Consider the following 15,443-nt stretch of genomic DNA (forward strand, 5'->3'; position numbering starts at 1 on the left):
ATCTGACGCCGCGTCCGTAAGCGGGTGGGGTCCGACGGCACAGCCGGGCCCCACCCGCGCCCGCGCCCGCACGGTGGCCGTTCGGGTCATCTCCAGGCATGACCGCGACGCTCACGCTTGCTGGAGGAGGAAGTCAGCTGCCTCACCCGCGGCAAGGCCATCACCTCAGTTGGCTCGATCCGAGCTCATGCAGCCTCAACCTCGGTTTTCCGCGAACCTCCTGACGTACCGTAGGCTCTCCCCCCGAACGTTCCACGGGAGAACACCATGACGGGTCCCGACCAGGCGCCGGCCACGGCCCCGGCCGTAGGGTGGCAGCCGCCCGGCTCCCCGCCCCGGTCCGCCGTCCGCGGTACCGGCTGCTGGGCCCGGTGGTCTCACGGCACGGTGCCGGCCGAACGCCCTGATGCGGACCTCATCGGATTCTGGGGGTGCGACGGCGCCACCAGCCTCGGCTTCATGACCTTCCTGTTCCAGGAGGAACGAGTCGCTGCAGTACGAGGAATGCGCGATACGGTACATATGGGCAATGAACATACCGGTGGACCCGTCAGTTCAATGACCCTGACTGTCACCGCACCCGAGCAGGGCCCGACAGCCGGTCATCACCGTCTGGGGCCCGGCGGGCCGCGAATCCCTGAAACTGCCGACCGGCATGTTGCGGGAAGCCTGCCACCGAGCGGTGGGCCAGTCTCAGGAAGCAGTGGCCGGTCGCGACGGACGAGCTCATCCGCTCGACGCGGCCTACGCCCGCAACATCGTCGCCGTTCTCGACGCGGCAGAGCGTCAGCTCGCCCTGCCCGCTGAGCAACGGGCAACGGCACCCGCCCGCCAGTCCCTCATCTCTCCACAAGAAGGTCTCGTGAACCGGTCGCTCACGTGCCCCCTGCCGCCGGCATGCGCTCGACGACACGTGCAGCTTGCGCGGCGATCGCTGCTGCGCGGGTCGTCCACCTCGTCCGACCCCCTCATATCCGCAGGTCGGAAACGCATGCAAACGAGCTGAGCGGCAGAAAGAAGGTGTCAATGACCGACGAGCAGGCGACGGCCGGCGATCCGCACGAGACCCGGCACGAACCGACAGAGATCACCTACTCGGAGCAGTTCTACCCGGCACGGCCCCGGTCGCTGCGGCCGCGCGCGCGGCTGCGGCAGCAGCAACAGCCGCAGCCTCCCGAACGCCGGCAGGACCCGGTCGGTACCAACCCCGAATACGTGGCCTGGCTGCGCCGGCACTCCATGCTGCAGGACGCCAGAGACCTGTCCGTACAGCTCACCGGCCAGGGCATCATGTGGCAGAACCCCTTCGCACGGCCCAATCCCAAGGCAGCCGTCGAAGCCGCCCCGGTGTGGTTCACGGCGTACCCCATCTCCTTCATCACCCGCCCCGGCGACAGCTTCCTGGGCACCCTGGCCGACCCCGAGCTGTGGCGTGCCTTCTCCGACCTCGGTGTGCGGGCCGTCCACACCGGTCCGGTGAAGCGGGCCGGCGGCATCTCGGGATGGGACGCCACGCCCACCGTCGACGGGCACTTCGACCGCATCAGTACGGCCATCGACGAGGCGTTCGGCACGGAGGACGACTTCCGGCGGATGTGCGAGGCCGCGGCGGAACAGGGCGGCACGGTCATCGACGACATCGTGCCGGGGCACACCGGCAAGGGCCCGGACTTCCGGCTGGCCGAGATGAACGTCGACGACTACCCGGGCATCTACCACATGGTCCAGATCGAGCCCGAGGACTGGTACCTGCTGCCCGAAGTGCCGCCGGAACGCGACTCGGTCAACCTCGACGTCGAGGCCGAGGAGGCGCTGGAGAAGGCGGGCTACATCATCGGCCGCCTCCAGCGGGTCATCTTCCACGACCCCGGCGTGAAGGACACCAACTGGAGCGCCACGCGCGCGGTCATCGGGCCGGACGGCGTCAGCCGGCGCTGGGTCTACCTGCACTACTTCAAGGAGGGGCAGCCCTCCATCAACTGGCTCGACCCCACCTTCGCCGGTATAAGGCTCGTCATCGGGGACGCCCTTCACTCCCTCGGCGACCTGGGCTCCGGCGCACTCCGCCTGGACGCCAACGGCTTCCTGGGCGTGGAGAAGAGCGCCGAGGGTCTGCCGGCCTGGTCGGAAGGGCACCCGCTGTCGGAGGCCGCCAATCAGCTGATCGCCAGCATGGTGCGCAAGCTGGGCGGCTTCACCTTCCAGGAGCTCAACCTGACGATCGACGACATCAAGGTCACCTCTGAGGCGGGCGCGGACCTCTCGTACGACTTCGTCAACCGTCCGGCCTACCACCACGCGCTGGCCACCGGGGACACCGAGTTCCTGCGCCTGACGCTGAACCTTTCCCTGGAGAAGGGGGTGGCGGCCGCCGGCCTCGTCCACGCACTGCAGAACCACGACGAACTCACCTACGAACTGGTGCACTTCACCACGTCGAAGGACGAGCTGTTCGCCTATCACGGTGTCGAGGTGACAGGCGATCAGCTCGCCGAGCACGTGCGCGGCGAGCTGGTGCAGAAACTGGTCGGGCCCGATGCTCCGTACAACGCGGTCTTCACCACCAATGGCATCGCCTCCACGACGGTCAGCGTCATCGCGGCTGCTCTCGGGCACACGACGCTCGACCGCCTCACTCAGGAAGACGTGGAGGGCATCAAGCGCGCACACCTGCTGCTGGCGATGTTCAATGCCCTGCAGCCCGGCGTCTTCGCGCTCTCCGGCTGGGACCTGTGCGGCCTGCTCACCCTGGACCGGGAGGCCGTCGCGCCCCTGCTCGCGACCGGCGACACCCGATGGATCCACCGGGGCGCCTACGATCTGATGGGTTACCGGCCCGAAGCAACCGCATCCGGTTCGGGCATGCCCAAGGCCCGCAGCCTCTACGGCAGCCTCCCCGCGCAACTCGCCGACTCCGATTCCTTCGCCGCACGCCTCAAACACCTGCTGCGGGTGCGGGAGGAGACAGGCGTTTCCACGGCCGATCAGATCGAGATCCCGTCGGTGGTGCACCCCGCGCTGCTCGTCATGGTGCACCGTCTGGACGAGGCCGGGAGGATCCAGGCGACCGTACTCAACTTCGGGTCCGAACCGGCCGCCGGCTCCGTGGCCTCGGAGTACTTCGAGCCGGGCTGGACGGCCCATGACGCCCTGACGGGCAAGGACGTCAACGTGGTCAACGACCTGCGCTCGGTCGACATTCAAGTCGCCGGTTACGACGGACTCTGTCTCGTCTTCCTGCCGCCGGTGCCATGAAGGCGCAACCGCGGTAACAGTGCCGGTGTGAGCCGACCCCAGGGTCCGGTCACACCGGCTACTTGTAGTGGTGAAGCCGTACGCCACCTCGGCTCCGTTTGTCTCGCAGTGGATCTATTGTTGATCTCATGAGCCGTTGGGATGAGCTGACCGGGGAGACGTCCGGAAATGACTACGCCGCACGGTTCGCGGCGCTGGCCCGCAGTGGGAAGGACGTGCACGGTGAGGCGCGGTTCTGTGCGGCTCTCGTGCCTGCCGGAGCGCGGGTACTGGACGCCGGATGCGGTACCGGCCGGGTCATGATCCGACTGGCGGAACTCGGCTACGACTGTGTCGGCGTGGATCTCGACGGGTCGATGCTGGCGGTAGCGCGGGAACAGGCGCCGGACCTGCCCTGGTTCCAAGCCGACCTGGCCGGGTTCGAGCCGGACCGGCTCGGCATCGCGGCGGACTTCGACCTCGTCGTCGCTGCGGGCAACATCTTCCCGTTGCTCGCTCCAGGCACCGAGGCCACGGTGGTCAAGCGCCTGGCCGCGGCCCTGGGGCCGGGCGGTCTGATGGTTGCCGGCTTCGGCTTGGACGCGGCCCACCTGCCGGTGCCGCCCAGCATCACGCTGTCGGAGTACGACGACTGCTGCGCCGCAGCCGGTCTCACCCTCGTTGACCGCTTCGCCACCTGGGACGCTGACCCTTACGAGGGCGGCGGCTATGCCGTCAGCGTCCACCGCCGGTGAGGACTGCTCGGCGTGTGCGGCCCTGAGCGACGGTAAGGACGGGGAGCAGGAGGGTGCCTCTTGTCTTGCTGGGAGCGCCCTCCTAGCCTGAATTTGTGCCCCTGATGAACAAAATGCACCTGCGTACCGCTGTGCGGGACAACGCGCTCACGCGTCTTCGCGTCGCCGTCACCGCTTTCTTCGCCCTCGACGGCTTTGTCTTCGCCGGATGGGTGGTGCGCATCCCCGACATCAAGCACCAGACCCATGCCTCCACCGGAGCGCTCGGCCTGGCCCTCCTCGGTGTCTCGGCAGGTGCTGTCGTGACGATGACCCTCACCGGACGCCTGTGCCGCCGTTACGGCAGTCACCTGGTCACCGTCGTCTGCGCCGTGCTGCTCTCGCTCAGCGTCGCCCTGCCGCCGCTGACCCACTCCGCCCCGGCACTGGGCGCTGTCCTGATGATCTTCGGTGCCGCCTACGGAGGCATCAATGTCGCCTTCAACAGCGCGGCGGTCGATCTGGTCGCCGCTCTGCAGCGGCCGGTCATGCCCACGTTCCACGCGGCCTTCAGCCTCGGCGGCATGGTGGGGGCCGGTCTCGGCGGAACCGTGGCCGGATATCTGACCCCGGCCCACCACCTGCTGTGCCTGACAGCGATCGGCCTGCTGGTCACCGCTGTCTGCGGTCGTACGCTGCTCCGGCACGAGCGCCCGGCACCGGCGGACCGAGGCTGCCCGAAGGCGCCGCCCGCCGCCGAGCGCGAAGCGCGAGGCCTGAACGCCCGCACCCGTGGCGTGGTCGCCGTCCTGGGGCTGGTCGCCCTGTGCACGGCATACGGCGAGGGCGCCATGGCCGACTGGGGCGCGTTGCACTTCCAGCAGGACCTGGCTGCTTCCCCGGGTGTCGCGGCGGCCGGCTACTCGTGCTTCGCGCTGGCGATGACGATCGGGCGGCTGACGGGGACCACCCTCATCGAACGGCTGGGCCGTACCCGCACCATCGTTGCCGGCGGCTGCACCGCCACGGCCGGCATGCTGCTCGGGTGTTTCGCACCGTCGGTGTGGGCCGCGCTCCTCGGTTTCGCCGTCACCGGCCTCGGGCTGGCCAACCTCTTTCCCATAGCCGTGGAACGCGCCGGTGCCGTCGCCGGCCCCAGCGGTGTCGCGATCGCGTCCACCTTCGGCTACGGCGGCATGCTCCTCGGCCCTCCCGCGATCGGCTTCATAGCCGACTGGCTCTCCCTGCCGACCGCTCTCGCCAGCGTCGCCGCCCTGGCCGCCGTCGCCGCCGCGATCGGGTTCGCCACCAGGCGCTCGGTCGGGTAATCAGGGGAGCGGTGCGGAGGACGCTGGACGCTCCGGTTCGCCCTGCGCAGCGGTACAAGTGCAAGGAAGCGGCGGTGGGTCAAGCCGGGGGAGCGGTGGTGGTGCGGAAGCGAGCCCGGTAGACGGTGGGGGAGACGCCGAGGGTGTGCTGGAACACCCGGCGCATGGTTTCCGATGAGCCGAAGCCGGCCTGCTGCGCGACCTCCTCCACCGAGGCGGTGCCGGAGGACAGCAGGGCCTGGGCGGCCTCCACGCGGACGGCGTCGACGTACTGCCCAGGTGTCATGCCCGTCTCCTGGCGGAACAGGCGGGACAGGTGCCGACCGCTGATGTCCAGCTCCGCTGCGAGCGCGTCGATGCCGCGTGGGAGCGAGGGACCCGCGGTGATCTCGTCCATCACCCGGCGTACCAGGGGATGCTTCGTCCGCTGTGGCGTCATTCGGATGCTGAACTGGGACTGCCCGCCCGGCCGGGCCATGAAGACCACCAACTGGCGCGCCGCCTCCCGCGCGATGTCCGCTCCGTAATCCTCCTCGACCAGGGCGAGGGCCAGGTCGATCCCCGCGGTGACCCCGGCGGAGGTGACGACGTGGCCGTCGCGTACGAACACCGGGTCCGCCGCCACCCGTACGCGCGGGAAGGCGGCCGCCAGCTGCGGTGCCAGCTCCCAGTGGGTGGCGGCGCGCCGTCCGTCCAGGAGCCCGGCCTGAGCCAGCAGAAGCGCGCCGGCACAGACCGACGCCACCCGCCGTGCCCGCGCGGCGAGAGTGCTGACGAGTGACATCAGTGCGTCGTCGGCGGTGGCGCGCCGCCAGTCTCTGCGCCCGGGCACCAGCACCGTGTGCACGTTGTGGGGAAGCTGCTCGGTGCGCGTGGTCACCCCGATCCGCAGCCCGCAGGAAGTGGGTACGTCGAGCCCGGCAGGGGACACCACGTGCACGTCATAGCGGGCGCCGTAGCGATTGGCGGTGGCGAGGACCTCCAGTGGTCCGCTGACATCGAGCAGCTGGACCTGGTCGAAGGCCACGATGACGACGACCCGGGCCGTGCCCGGTGCGACGGGCGCTACTCCGCCCACGGGGAGTCCAGGATGGTGCGTACGAAGTCGCCGCGCTCGAAGCCGGGCACGTAGTGCTGGAGCACATCGGCTTTGACGTTGCCGAAGGTCGTCTCGGGCTTGTGGCGGATGCCGTCGGTGAACGCGCCGAGGATGCGCTTTTTGAAGTCGGGGCGAGGGTGCAGTGCCACGATCCTCTCGCGCTCCGCGGTGGGGATGTCCGGGTAGCCGATGCCCAGGACGTCGTACTCCACACCGGCCGTGACCAGGGCGACTTCCGGCTCCATGAACTCGGGGATGCCGGGGGTGGTGTGCAGGGCGATGGCCGTCCACACCCGGCGCACGCTGTCCTCCGGTACTCCGTGCGCCTGCAGGAAGCGGCGCGCCTCGTCGGCACCGTCGACCTCGAAACGGCGTCCGCTGGTGTGAAACCGCTCGTTGAGCCCCAGGTCGTGGAACATCGCGCCGATGTACAGCAGCTCGGGGTCGAAGCTCAGGTCGCGGTTGCGGCCCTGGAGGCTGCCGAAGAAGTACACCCGTCGTGAGTGGTGGTAGATCAGTTCGCTGGTGCTCTCGCGGACCAGTTGGGTCGCTTCCCGTGCCAACTTGGTGTCCGGCACGCGCACCTCGGCCGTGCTGTCCGCGTCAGCGTTCGTCGTCATGACCACTCACCCGTCTTCCTCATCGTTCGGCCCGCCCGCGCCAGGTTCTGCTCGGGTCTGCCGGCTCTCCGGCAGGGTCGAGTCTTCTCGACACGGCGGTGCGACCGCCATGTCCGCAGCGCCATATATCCCACAGATACGGACACACAACCGCCGAGGGCGGAAGCGTTCTGCCGGTCGAGTGCGACCGCTGTTGGCACCGGCCACGCCCCGTGCTGGTGTCATGCCTGGTCACGCCCTACGGCCGACGAGGGGGCTCGGCTAGGCTTCCGTCATGGATGGCAAGGGGCGGGCGCGGGACACGTCGGTGCAGTCGGTGGACCGGGCGGTGTCGATCCTCCAAGTGCTGGCCTCGCAAGGCCCGTCCGGCGTCACGGAGATCGCTGAGGCGCTGGGGGTCCACAAGTCGACCGTGTTCCGACTGCTCGCCACCCTGGAGGCCCGGGGACTCGTCGAGCAGGGCGGCGAACGCGGGCGATACCGCATCGGGTACACCGTCGTCGAACTCGCGGGCGGGGCCACCAAGGGGAGCGACCTGTCGCTGTTGAGCCGCCCGATCTGTCAGGAGCTTGCCGCGGCCGTCGGGGAAACGGTGAATCTCGCGGTGTACGACGGGCAGGCGGTCGTCAGCATCGACCAGGTGATCAGCAGCGCGGCCATCACCAGCATTGACTGGGTCGGCAAGCGCACGCCCGTACATGCGACCTCGGCGGGCAAGGTCTTCCTGGCGCACATGCCCCAGGAGGAAGCCGCCGAGATCCTCGCGCAGCCGCTGGAGAAGTTCACGCCGCACACCGTGACGGAGCCGGCGCGCCTCAAGGAGGAGCTGCAGACCGTACGTGAACTGGGGTACGGAGTCGTGAGCGAGGAGCACGACATCGGACTCGCCGCCCTCTCGGCCCCCATCAGGTCGCTGAACGGGCAGGTAGTCGCTGCCGTGACCATCTCCGGTCCGACGTTCCGCATCAACGACCATACGATTCCCCGGCTCGCCGAGCAGGTCATCGCGGCCGGCGACAGGATCTCCTGGCGTAAGGGCTACATCCGGCGCGGCTGAGCGCACGGCGGAAGGCCTTGACGGCGGGATGCCCAGGCCTCACCGTTGTCTCGCATAGCGTCACTGTTTCGCAATGCGAGACAAAGGATAGTGCGGTGGCGACACCTCGTGAGTCCTTCGAGTGCGGCAGGTCCAAGGCCCCGTCGTCAGTCGGTCAGAGCTTCCTCAGGAGCGATTGTGCGCGCACAGCCCATGAACACGGATCCACTGCTCCAGCCCTTCCGGCTGAAGCACCTCACCCTGCGCAACCGCGTGGTCAGCACGTCCCACGAACCCGCCTTCGGGGAAGACGGTCTGCCCAAGGACCGCTACCGGGCCTACCACCTGGAAAAGGCCCGCGGCGGTGTGGGGCTGACGATGATCGGCGGCTCCGCGGTCGTCTCCCCGAACAGCCCGCCCGCGTTCGGCAACCTGCTGCTGTACCGGGACGAGATCGTGCCCTGGCTGCGCAGGCTCGCCGACGACGTGCACGGCGCGGGAGCGGCCGTCATGTGCCAGGTCACCCACCTCGGGCGCCGTACCAGCAACTACGCCGGCGACTGGCTGCCCGTGGTAGCCGCTTCGCCGTTGCGGGAGCCCGCGCACCGCGCGTTCCCCAAGGCTGCCGAGCCATGGGACCTCGACCGCATCGTCGCCGACTACGTCGCCGCCGCGCTGCGCTGCCAGGCGGGCGGGCTGGACGGCATCGAGCTCCAGTCCTACGGCCACTTCCTCGACGGCTTCCTGTCGCCCGCGACGAACCACCGTGACGACGAGTTCGGTGGCAGCCTGGAGCACCGTACGGTCTTCCCCCGCCGGGTGATCCGCGCCGTGCGCGAGGCCGTCGGCCCGCACTTCGTCGTCGGTATCCGGATGGCGCTCGACGAGCGCCATCCCGGCGGCCTGACGTTCGACGAGGCGCTGGTCGCGGCGGAGCAGTTCAGCGACGACGGTATCGACTTCGTCAGTGCCATCCGGGGCACCATCGAGAGCGACGCCTCTCTCGCGAAGACGATCCCGTCCATGGGCACGCCGTCGGCGCCGTACCTGGACTTCACCGGCGAGGTGAAGCGGCGCCTGGACATCCCCGTGATGCACGCGGCCCGCATCGCAGACGTGGCCACCGCTCGGTACGCCGTTCGTGAAGGGCTGCTGGACCTGGTCGGAATGACCCGGGCGCAGATCGCCGATCCGCATCTGGTGGCGAAGGTCGCCTCGGGTCAGGAGGACCGCATCCGGCCCTGCGTCGGCGCGAGTTACTGCTTGGACGCGATCTACGACTCCGGGGACACCAAGTGCATTCACAACCCGGCCACCGGCCGCGAACTGCAGCTGCCCCACCTCATTCCCCCGACCACCGGCCGGCGTAGGAAGGCAGTGATCGTCGGGGCCGGCCCGGCCGGGCTCGAAGCCGCTCGCGTCCTGGGCGAACGCGGCCACGACGCCGTGTTGTTCGAGGCGAGCGACGAGCCCGGCGGCCAGGTCCGGCTCGCCGCGTCGAACCCGCGCCGCCGCGACCTGCTCGGCATCGTCGACTGGCGGATCGCCGAGTGCAAACACCTCGGCGTTGACCTGCGCCTGGGCGCGTATGCCGAGGCCCGGGACGTGCTCGCGGAAGACCCCGACCTCGTCGTCGTGGCCACCGGCGGCATGCCCGACCGGTCCTTCCTCACCGACGGCGAAGACCTGGTGGCCGACGCCTGGGACGTGATGTCGGGGTCCCTCCGCCCGCGAAGCGGCAGCGACGTACTCGTCTACGACGACCATGGCGGCTATCCGGCGATGGACGCCGTGGAGCTGCTGGCGCCGTCCGGCGCCCGGCTCTCCTACGTGACTCCGGAACGCATGCTGGCACCGGACGTCGGCAGCATGAACTCGCCGGCATACCTCAAGGCCTTCACCGCACACGGCGTCAGCACCACCCTCGCCCAACGGCTGCGTTGCGTGCGCCGCACCGGCGAAGGGCGGCTCATCGCGACCCTCTACAGCGAGTACACCGAGACCGAGACCGAACGGACCGTCGACCACGTGGTGGTCGAGCACGGCACCCTGCCCAACGACGAGCTGTACACCGACCTGCTGCCCGGCTCCCGCAACTTCGGCGAGGTCGACCACCGTGCCCTGCTGGCGCACGAGGAGCAGGCGGTCGTCCGCAACGGCACGGGCCGGTACCAGCTGTTCCGCATCGGTGACGCCGTCACCAGCCGCAATATCCACGCCGCCGTCTACGACGCCCTGCGACTGTGCCTGCCCCTCTGACGAGCAAGGGGAGACCTGAGATGAGCGCACCAGCTTCCGTCACCAGTGCCGCCGGCCTCGTCGCCCGACGCACCGCCGGCCAGAGCCTCGAAGCCCCCTTCTACCTCAGCGACGAGTTCTTCGGCCTCGACATCGAAGCCGTCTTCGCCCGCAGCTGGATCTTCGCCGCCGCGGAGGCCGAACTTCCCGAACCCGGCGACTACGTCACCGTCACCGTCGGCCCGTACTCCGTCCTCCTCGTCCGCGACGACGACGAGGCGGTACGGGCCTTCCACAACGTCTGCAGGCACCGAGGCGCACGCATCCTCGACCAGGACCGCGGCACCGTCGGCAACATCGTCTGCGGCTACCACCACTGGACATACGGCGTGGACGGAACGCTGCTCCACGCCGAGTCGCAGCCGCCCGGATTCGACCCCTCGTGCTTCGGCCTCAAGCCCGTCCACGTCCGCACCCTCGCAGGCCTCGTCTTCATCAGCCTCGCCGCGCAGCCACCCGCCGACTTCGACGAGGTCGCCCACCGCATCGAGCCCTACATCGCGCCGCACCACCTGCGGCACGCGAAGGTGGCCAAGCAGATCGACCTCGTCGAGCACGGCAACTGGAAGCTCACCATGGAGAACAACCGGGAGTGCTACCACTGCACCGGCCACCCCGAGCTGCAGCGCTGCTACTTCCCCCTCTACAACTTCACGGAGGAGAACGTCCCGCCGGCACTCCGCCCGACCTACGAGCGCTTCGTGAAGGCCGAAGCCGAGGTACACGCGACCTACGCATCGCTGGGCCTGCCCTACGCCACGATCGAGGAACTGGACAGCCGCCCCACCGGCTTCCGCATCCAGCGCGAACCGCTCGACCTCGCCGGCGAGTCCTTCACCATGGACGGGAAGGCCGCGGTCAAGCGCCTGCTGTCCGACTTCCCCACGGCCCGCCTCGGCCGCCTCGCCTTTCACCTGCAGCCCAACGCCTGGTTCCACTTCGCGGCGGACCACGCCGTCACGTTCTCCGTTATCCCACTCGCGCCGGACCGGACCCTCGTACGCACCACCTGGCTGGTACACGCCGAGGCCGTGGAGGGCGTCGACTACGACCTCGACACCCTGACGCACGTATGGGCCGCCACGAACGAACAGGACGCGGCCTTCATCGCCCGCGCCCACCGGGGCATCAGCAGCCCCGCCTACGTACCCGGCCCCTACAGCCCGACCGAATCGCAGGTCGAGGACTTCATCAACTGGTACATCGGCCGGCTGAAGGCACACCTGGGGGAGCGATGACAACAGCGGCCATGACGACCGGGAATCCCCCGCCGGCCTGGAGCGACGGGCTGCTGGTGTGCAAACACCGCCACGACGTCACCGCCGACGTCCGGACCTTCGTCTTCGCACCCACCGAGCCCCGGTTGTTCCGGCACGACCCCGGCCAGTTCCTCACCCTCCTCCTCGACATCGACCACCGCCCCGTCGAGCGCTGCTACACCATCTCGTCCCCGCCGACCCGCCCCGATCTCGTGGCGATCACGGTGAAGCGGGTCCCGGACGGCCTGGTCTCCAACTGGCTCCACGACCACCTGACCCCGGGCACCACCGTGCGGGCGCGGGGCCCGCACGGTCGGTTCTCCTGCGCCCGCCATCCGGCGCCGAAATACCTCTTCCTCTCGGCGGGCAGCGGCGTCACCCCCGTGATGTCGATGACGCGGACGCTGTACGACCTGACCCACCCCGTGGACGTGGTGTTCATTCACAGCGCCCGCACCTTCGACGACATCATCTTCCGTCGCGAACTCGACTTCCTCGCGGCCACCGCACCCAACTTCCGGGTGACCCATCTCCTCGACGACCGCGGGAAGCAGCTGAACGCGGAGCTGCTCCGGGACATGGCCCCGGACTTTCTCGAACGTGAGGTCTTCACCTGCGGTCCGGCCGGCTACATGGAAGCAGTGCGGCGCATGCTCAGCACGACGGGTTTCGACATGGCCCGGTATCACGAGGAGAGCTTCACCTTCGACGCACCGGCCGTCCCCGAGCACGACACCGGGCAGTCCTTCAAGATCGAGCTCACCCGCAGCGGGCGCACGATCGACTGCGACCGGGGCACCCCCGTACTGGCCGCCGCGTCCCGCGCCGGCATCACCCTGCCGGCCTCGTGCGCGCAGGGCATGTGCGGCACCTGCAAGACCACACTGCTCGCGGGCTCGGTCGACATGCAGCACAACGGCGGCATCCGCCCCCGCGAGATCGCCGACAACAAGATCCTGCTGTGCTGCTCGACACCGCTGGACGACTTGGTGATCGACGCCTGAGTGCCGTGGCCGCGCTCTGTCACCCCAGCTCCGGAGGTGTGACCAGCGCCATGTTTACCAGTGCGTTCAAAATGCGAACGAGTGGTCAGTAGAGTGAAGGTGGTCCGCTGCCGCACAGTCCGTGATTGTCCAGCCGTCGAGAGGTTCCCATGAGCGACGACTCCGCCGCCCCCGCAGAGCTGACCAACAAGTCCGTGGTCAAGGCGGCGCGATTGTTGCGTGAACTGGCGGCCCAACCGCGTACCGGCGCCACCGTCACCACGTTGGCGAAAGCCGTGGGGATCTCCCGGCCGACCGCCTTCCGGCTGCTGCTCAGCCTTGAGCAGACCGGTCTCGTGGACCGCATCGACAACAACTACGTGCTCGGCTGGGAGCTGGCCCGGCTCGGCCGGTACGCGGACCCGCACTCCGGTGTGGCCCAGCGCGCGCAGCCGCTGTTGCAGGAGCTGGCGGACCACCTCAACGAGTCGGTCACCCTGTCCGTCGCCACGCCGAACGACGGCCTTGAGCTGATCGCCGAGGCGTACGGCTCACACGTCGTCAGCGTGATGAACAAGGACATGCGCGGTCAGCACTACCCGATGCACGCCAGCTCGACGGGGAAGGTGCTGCTGGCCGAGCTGGGACGGGAGCGGGTGTCGGCGCTGCTGCCGGAGCGGCTGGAGGCGTTCACGGAGGAGACGATCACGGACCGGACTCAGCTGTTGCGGGAGCTGGACCAGGTCCGGGAGCAGGGTTACGGGATCATCGACAACGAGCTGGAGGAGGGCCTGCTGTCGTTGTCACGACCGGTGCGTGACCCGGCGGGCGAGCTGATCGCGATCCTGACCGTGAACGGCCCCCGCTACCGCTTCACCCGGGAGCAGATCCCCAGCACGCTGGAGCTGATGCGGACCACGGTGGAGCGGCTCGCGGCGGTGCTGTGGGACGAGACGGACTAAGGACGTACGAGCTTCAGCGAGCCTGCGCATCCGATCGCAGCCGGTGCAGGCAGCGGCGGGCGAGGCTGCGGCTGAGCCCGGTGCGGCGGGCCAGCTCGGCCACGGTCAGCCTCGCCGTCGCTGTCCCCGCGGGCAGTGCGTCCCCCGCGCGGGCCGCCTCGACGGACAGGACGGACGCGGCTCGTCGCAGTGCCCAGGGCGGAAGGCCGCCCGGTTCGGACGCGTAAGCGCGCTGCTCTTCCATGGGCTCGCCTCGCACGCGCGCCCTCCTTCCGTGCTCGACGGCACCCCGTGCGGGAGTACCGCCGTCCGTACAGTGCGGTGCCTCCGTGCGGAGCACCGAGGGGCCCCGCCGGGAGGAAGGCCCGGCGGGGCCGCGTCACGTCCGCGGCGGCTGTACCGGGTAAGCGCCGCGGACGGCCCGGACCGGCCCCCTTGTACCGATCCGGAGTCCGGTGATGCCGGTCAGGCGAGGCTCTCGCGGACCTGCCGGGAGACGCGGGTGGCGCTCTCGACGGCACCGTCGATGAAGCCTGCCCAGATGTTGGCGATGTCGCCGCTCGCGAAGTGCAGCACGCCGGACGGTGCCTGCAGCGCGGCGTGGTGGCCGGTGAACTGGCCGGGGCGCTGGATCAGCCAGGTCTCGCGGGAGTGCTCGTCGGCCATCCAGTCGTGGCCGCCGACCTCCAGTACCTCCAGGTCGTCACGCCATACCTTCAGCGCGGCGTCGATCGCGTCGCGGTCGTTGACGTCGATACGGGTGGCGTCGGCGCCGAAGGCGACCAGTACGGCGTCGTCCTCGCCGAGAAACTCGGTGCGGACGACCGTGAGCGGGTGATGCTGCGAGGAGTACGCGAAGAACGGCTTGATCGGGCCGCGGACGCGGATCCACGCCTTGGCGCCCTGGGAGGCGGCCTTCTCACGGGCGGGGACGAGCTTCTCCTCGGGCAGGGCCGGAGTGACGTCGAGGCCGTCGAGGAGGTTCTGGCCGAGGGTGACGATCACGCGGCGGGCGCGGACGGTGTGCCCTTCACCGTACGAGACGGTCGCCCCGTCGGCGTCGTGGGCAAGGGACGTCACCGGCGACGAAAGCCTGATCTCGACGTTGCCGGAGGCCTCGGCGTCCGCCGCGATCGCCGCGACCAGGCCCTTGGTGCCGCCGGCCAGGCGGAAGATTGCCGAGGACTCGTGCATCAGGTGCCAGGCACCGGCCGAAGCGGCCGTCCAGCGCAGCGCGTTGACGAAGGAGCACTGGTCGAGCGGGGCGTTGAAGTGGCCGACCCAGGCCGATTCGTTGGCGTTCTTCTCCGCCACCGGCAGGTTCAGCTCGTCGAGCTTCTCCTGGACGGTCCACGCGTCGGCCTTGACCAGGTCGGGGTTGCGCAGCGGGTCGTCCGGGCGCGGGATCCAGGTCATGGTCTCTTCGAGAAGACGCGTCATGCCCGGGTCGATCAGGTTCATGAAGTCGTCGAGGGTGCCGCGCCGGACCTCGTCGCCGGCGAGCCAGAACGTCTCCTCGGAGCGCGGTCCACGGGTGACCTCCAGGCCGTAGCGGTTGACCTCGGCCCAGGCGTGCGGCTGGGTCCAGTGCAGCCACGTGCCGCCGATCTCCAGGTCGCGGCCGAGGCGGTGGTCGGTCCAGGTGCGGCCGCCGAGGCGGTCCCGCGCCTCCAGGACGACGGTCTTCAGCCCCTGGCGGCCGAGCTCGCGGGCCGCGACCAGGCCGGCAACGCCGGCTCCGATGACCGCGACGTCGACCTGCTCGTGCGATTCCGTTCCCATGGGGTCCCCTTCCGGGTCGTTCGGTGTGCCGTCAATGCGTTTCGGGGCGCAGGTTCCAGTGGGCGACTGCCAAAAACACGCACCCCACCTCCTCCGCTCCCTTAGAGG

The 15,443-nt window shown here is 69.5% G+C and carries 12 protein-coding genes; 8 read left to right on the forward strand and 4 right to left on the reverse strand.

Translation table 11 applies throughout. From position 1 onward, the window contains the following. Positions 1–1,026 precede the first annotated feature (1,026 nt). From treS to ACZ6WH_RS18865, 3 genes are all read left to right on the forward strand, one after another. Complete coding sequence (gene treS, locus ACZ6WH_RS18855; RefSeq protein WP_469729549.1) at positions 1,027–3,255, forward strand: maltose alpha-D-glucosyltransferase; 2,229 nt, start codon at positions 1,027–1,029, stop codon at positions 3,253–3,255. Positions 3,256–3,383: 128 nt separating this feature from the next. Further along, on the forward strand, positions 3,384–3,989 hold the full coding sequence (locus ACZ6WH_RS18860) for a class I SAM-dependent methyltransferase (protein WP_469729550.1): 606 nt from the start codon (positions 3,384–3,386) through the stop codon (positions 3,987–3,989). Between the two features lie 104 nt (positions 3,990–4,093). After that, complete coding sequence (locus tag ACZ6WH_RS18865) at positions 4,094–5,296, forward strand: MFS transporter (protein WP_469729641.1); 1,203 nt, start codon at positions 4,094–4,096, stop codon at positions 5,294–5,296. Between the two features lie 79 nt (positions 5,297–5,375). On the opposite strand, the gene ACZ6WH_RS18870 is transcribed toward ACZ6WH_RS18865, so the two are convergent. Both ACZ6WH_RS18870 and ACZ6WH_RS18875 read right to left on the reverse strand, forming a co-directional pair. After that, a complete protein-coding gene (locus tag ACZ6WH_RS18870; protein ID WP_469729551.1) occupies positions 5,376–6,374 on the reverse strand; it encodes a GlxA family transcriptional regulator in 999 nt (332 codons plus the stop codon). Beyond that, a complete protein-coding gene (locus ACZ6WH_RS18875) occupies positions 6,362–7,015 on the reverse strand; it encodes an HD domain-containing protein (RefSeq protein ID WP_469729552.1) in 654 nt (217 codons plus the stop codon). The genes ACZ6WH_RS18870 and ACZ6WH_RS18875 overlap by 13 nt, the downstream gene beginning before the upstream one ends. A gap of 274 nt (positions 7,016–7,289) precedes the next feature. Between ACZ6WH_RS18875 and ACZ6WH_RS18880 the strand changes: the two genes are divergently transcribed. The 5 genes from ACZ6WH_RS18880 to ACZ6WH_RS18900 all read left to right on the forward strand — a co-directional run bounded on the left by ACZ6WH_RS18880 (position 7,290) and on the right by ACZ6WH_RS18900 (position 13,553). Further along, positions 7,290–8,072 carry an IclR family transcriptional regulator gene (locus tag ACZ6WH_RS18880; RefSeq protein ID WP_469729553.1) on the forward strand — a complete coding sequence of 261 codons (783 nt, stop codon included), beginning with the start codon at positions 7,290–7,292 and terminating at the stop codon, positions 8,070–8,072. Between the two features lie 192 nt (positions 8,073–8,264). Continuing rightward, on the forward strand, positions 8,265–10,310 hold the full coding sequence (locus ACZ6WH_RS18885) for an oxidoreductase (protein WP_469729554.1): 2,046 nt from the start codon (positions 8,265–8,267) through the stop codon (positions 10,308–10,310). A 20-nt stretch (positions 10,311–10,330) separates the two neighbouring features. Further along, complete coding sequence (locus tag ACZ6WH_RS18890) at positions 10,331–11,587, forward strand: aromatic ring-hydroxylating oxygenase subunit alpha (RefSeq protein WP_469729555.1); 1,257 nt, start codon at positions 10,331–10,333, stop codon at positions 11,585–11,587. Positions 11,588–11,598: 11 nt separating this feature from the next. Beyond that, on the forward strand, positions 11,599–12,612 hold the full coding sequence (locus tag ACZ6WH_RS18895; protein ID WP_469729556.1) for an FAD-binding oxidoreductase: 1,014 nt from the start codon (positions 11,599–11,601) through the stop codon (positions 12,610–12,612). Positions 12,613–12,761: 149 nt separating this feature from the next. Then, on the forward strand, positions 12,762–13,553 hold the full coding sequence (locus tag ACZ6WH_RS18900) for an IclR family transcriptional regulator (RefSeq protein WP_469729557.1): 792 nt from the start codon (positions 12,762–12,764) through the stop codon (positions 13,551–13,553). Between the two features lie 13 nt (positions 13,554–13,566). Here ACZ6WH_RS18900 and ACZ6WH_RS18905 read toward each other — a convergent pair whose 3' ends face one another. Both ACZ6WH_RS18905 and ACZ6WH_RS18910 read right to left on the reverse strand, forming a co-directional pair. Further along, the gene (locus ACZ6WH_RS18905; protein WP_469729558.1) at positions 13,567–13,812 is read right to left on the reverse strand and encodes a winged helix-turn-helix transcriptional regulator; all 246 of its coding nucleotides are present in this window, start codon (positions 13,810–13,812) and stop codon (positions 13,567–13,569) included. Between the two features lie 206 nt (positions 13,813–14,018). Next, positions 14,019–15,335: a flavin monoamine oxidase family protein gene (locus tag ACZ6WH_RS18910; RefSeq protein ID WP_469729559.1), complete on the reverse strand. Its 1,317-nt coding sequence runs from the start codon at positions 15,333–15,335 to the stop codon at positions 14,019–14,021. Positions 15,336–15,443: the final 108 nt, after the last annotated feature.

The sequence above is a fragment of the Streptomyces sp. NPDC050806 genome (assembly GCF_055586425.1).

Bases quoted from the DNA above. Each gene is read 5' to 3' on its own strand.
- ACZ6WH_RS18875 (WP_469729552.1), bottom strand. From the start codon at position 7,015: ATGACGACGAACGCTGACGCGGACAGCACGGCCGAGGTGCGCGTGCCG.
- ACZ6WH_RS18900 (WP_469729557.1), top strand. From the start codon at position 12,762: ATGAGCGACGACTCCGCCGCCCCCGCAGAGCTGACCAACAAGTCCGTG.
- ACZ6WH_RS18895 (WP_469729556.1), top strand. From the start codon at position 11,599: ATGACGACCGGGAATCCCCCGCCGGCCTGGAGCGACGGGCTGCTGGTG.
- ACZ6WH_RS18860 (WP_469729550.1), top strand. From the start codon at position 3,384: ATGAGCCGTTGGGATGAGCTGACCGGGGAGACGTCCGGAAATGACTAC.
- treS (WP_469729549.1), top strand. From the start codon at position 1,027: ATGACCGACGAGCAGGCGACGGCCGGCGATCCGCACGAGACCCGGCAC.
- ACZ6WH_RS18865 (WP_469729641.1), top strand. From the start codon at position 4,094: ATGAACAAAATGCACCTGCGTACCGCTGTGCGGGACAACGCGCTCACG.
- ACZ6WH_RS18910 (WP_469729559.1), bottom strand. From the start codon at position 15,335: ATGGGAACGGAATCGCACGAGCAGGTCGACGTCGCGGTCATCGGAGCC.
- ACZ6WH_RS18890 (WP_469729555.1), top strand. From the start codon at position 10,331: ATGAGCGCACCAGCTTCCGTCACCAGTGCCGCCGGCCTCGTCGCCCGA.
- ACZ6WH_RS18880 (WP_469729553.1), top strand. From the start codon at position 7,290: ATGGATGGCAAGGGGCGGGCGCGGGACACGTCGGTGCAGTCGGTGGAC.
- ACZ6WH_RS18885 (WP_469729554.1), top strand. From the start codon at position 8,265: ATGAACACGGATCCACTGCTCCAGCCCTTCCGGCTGAAGCACCTCACC.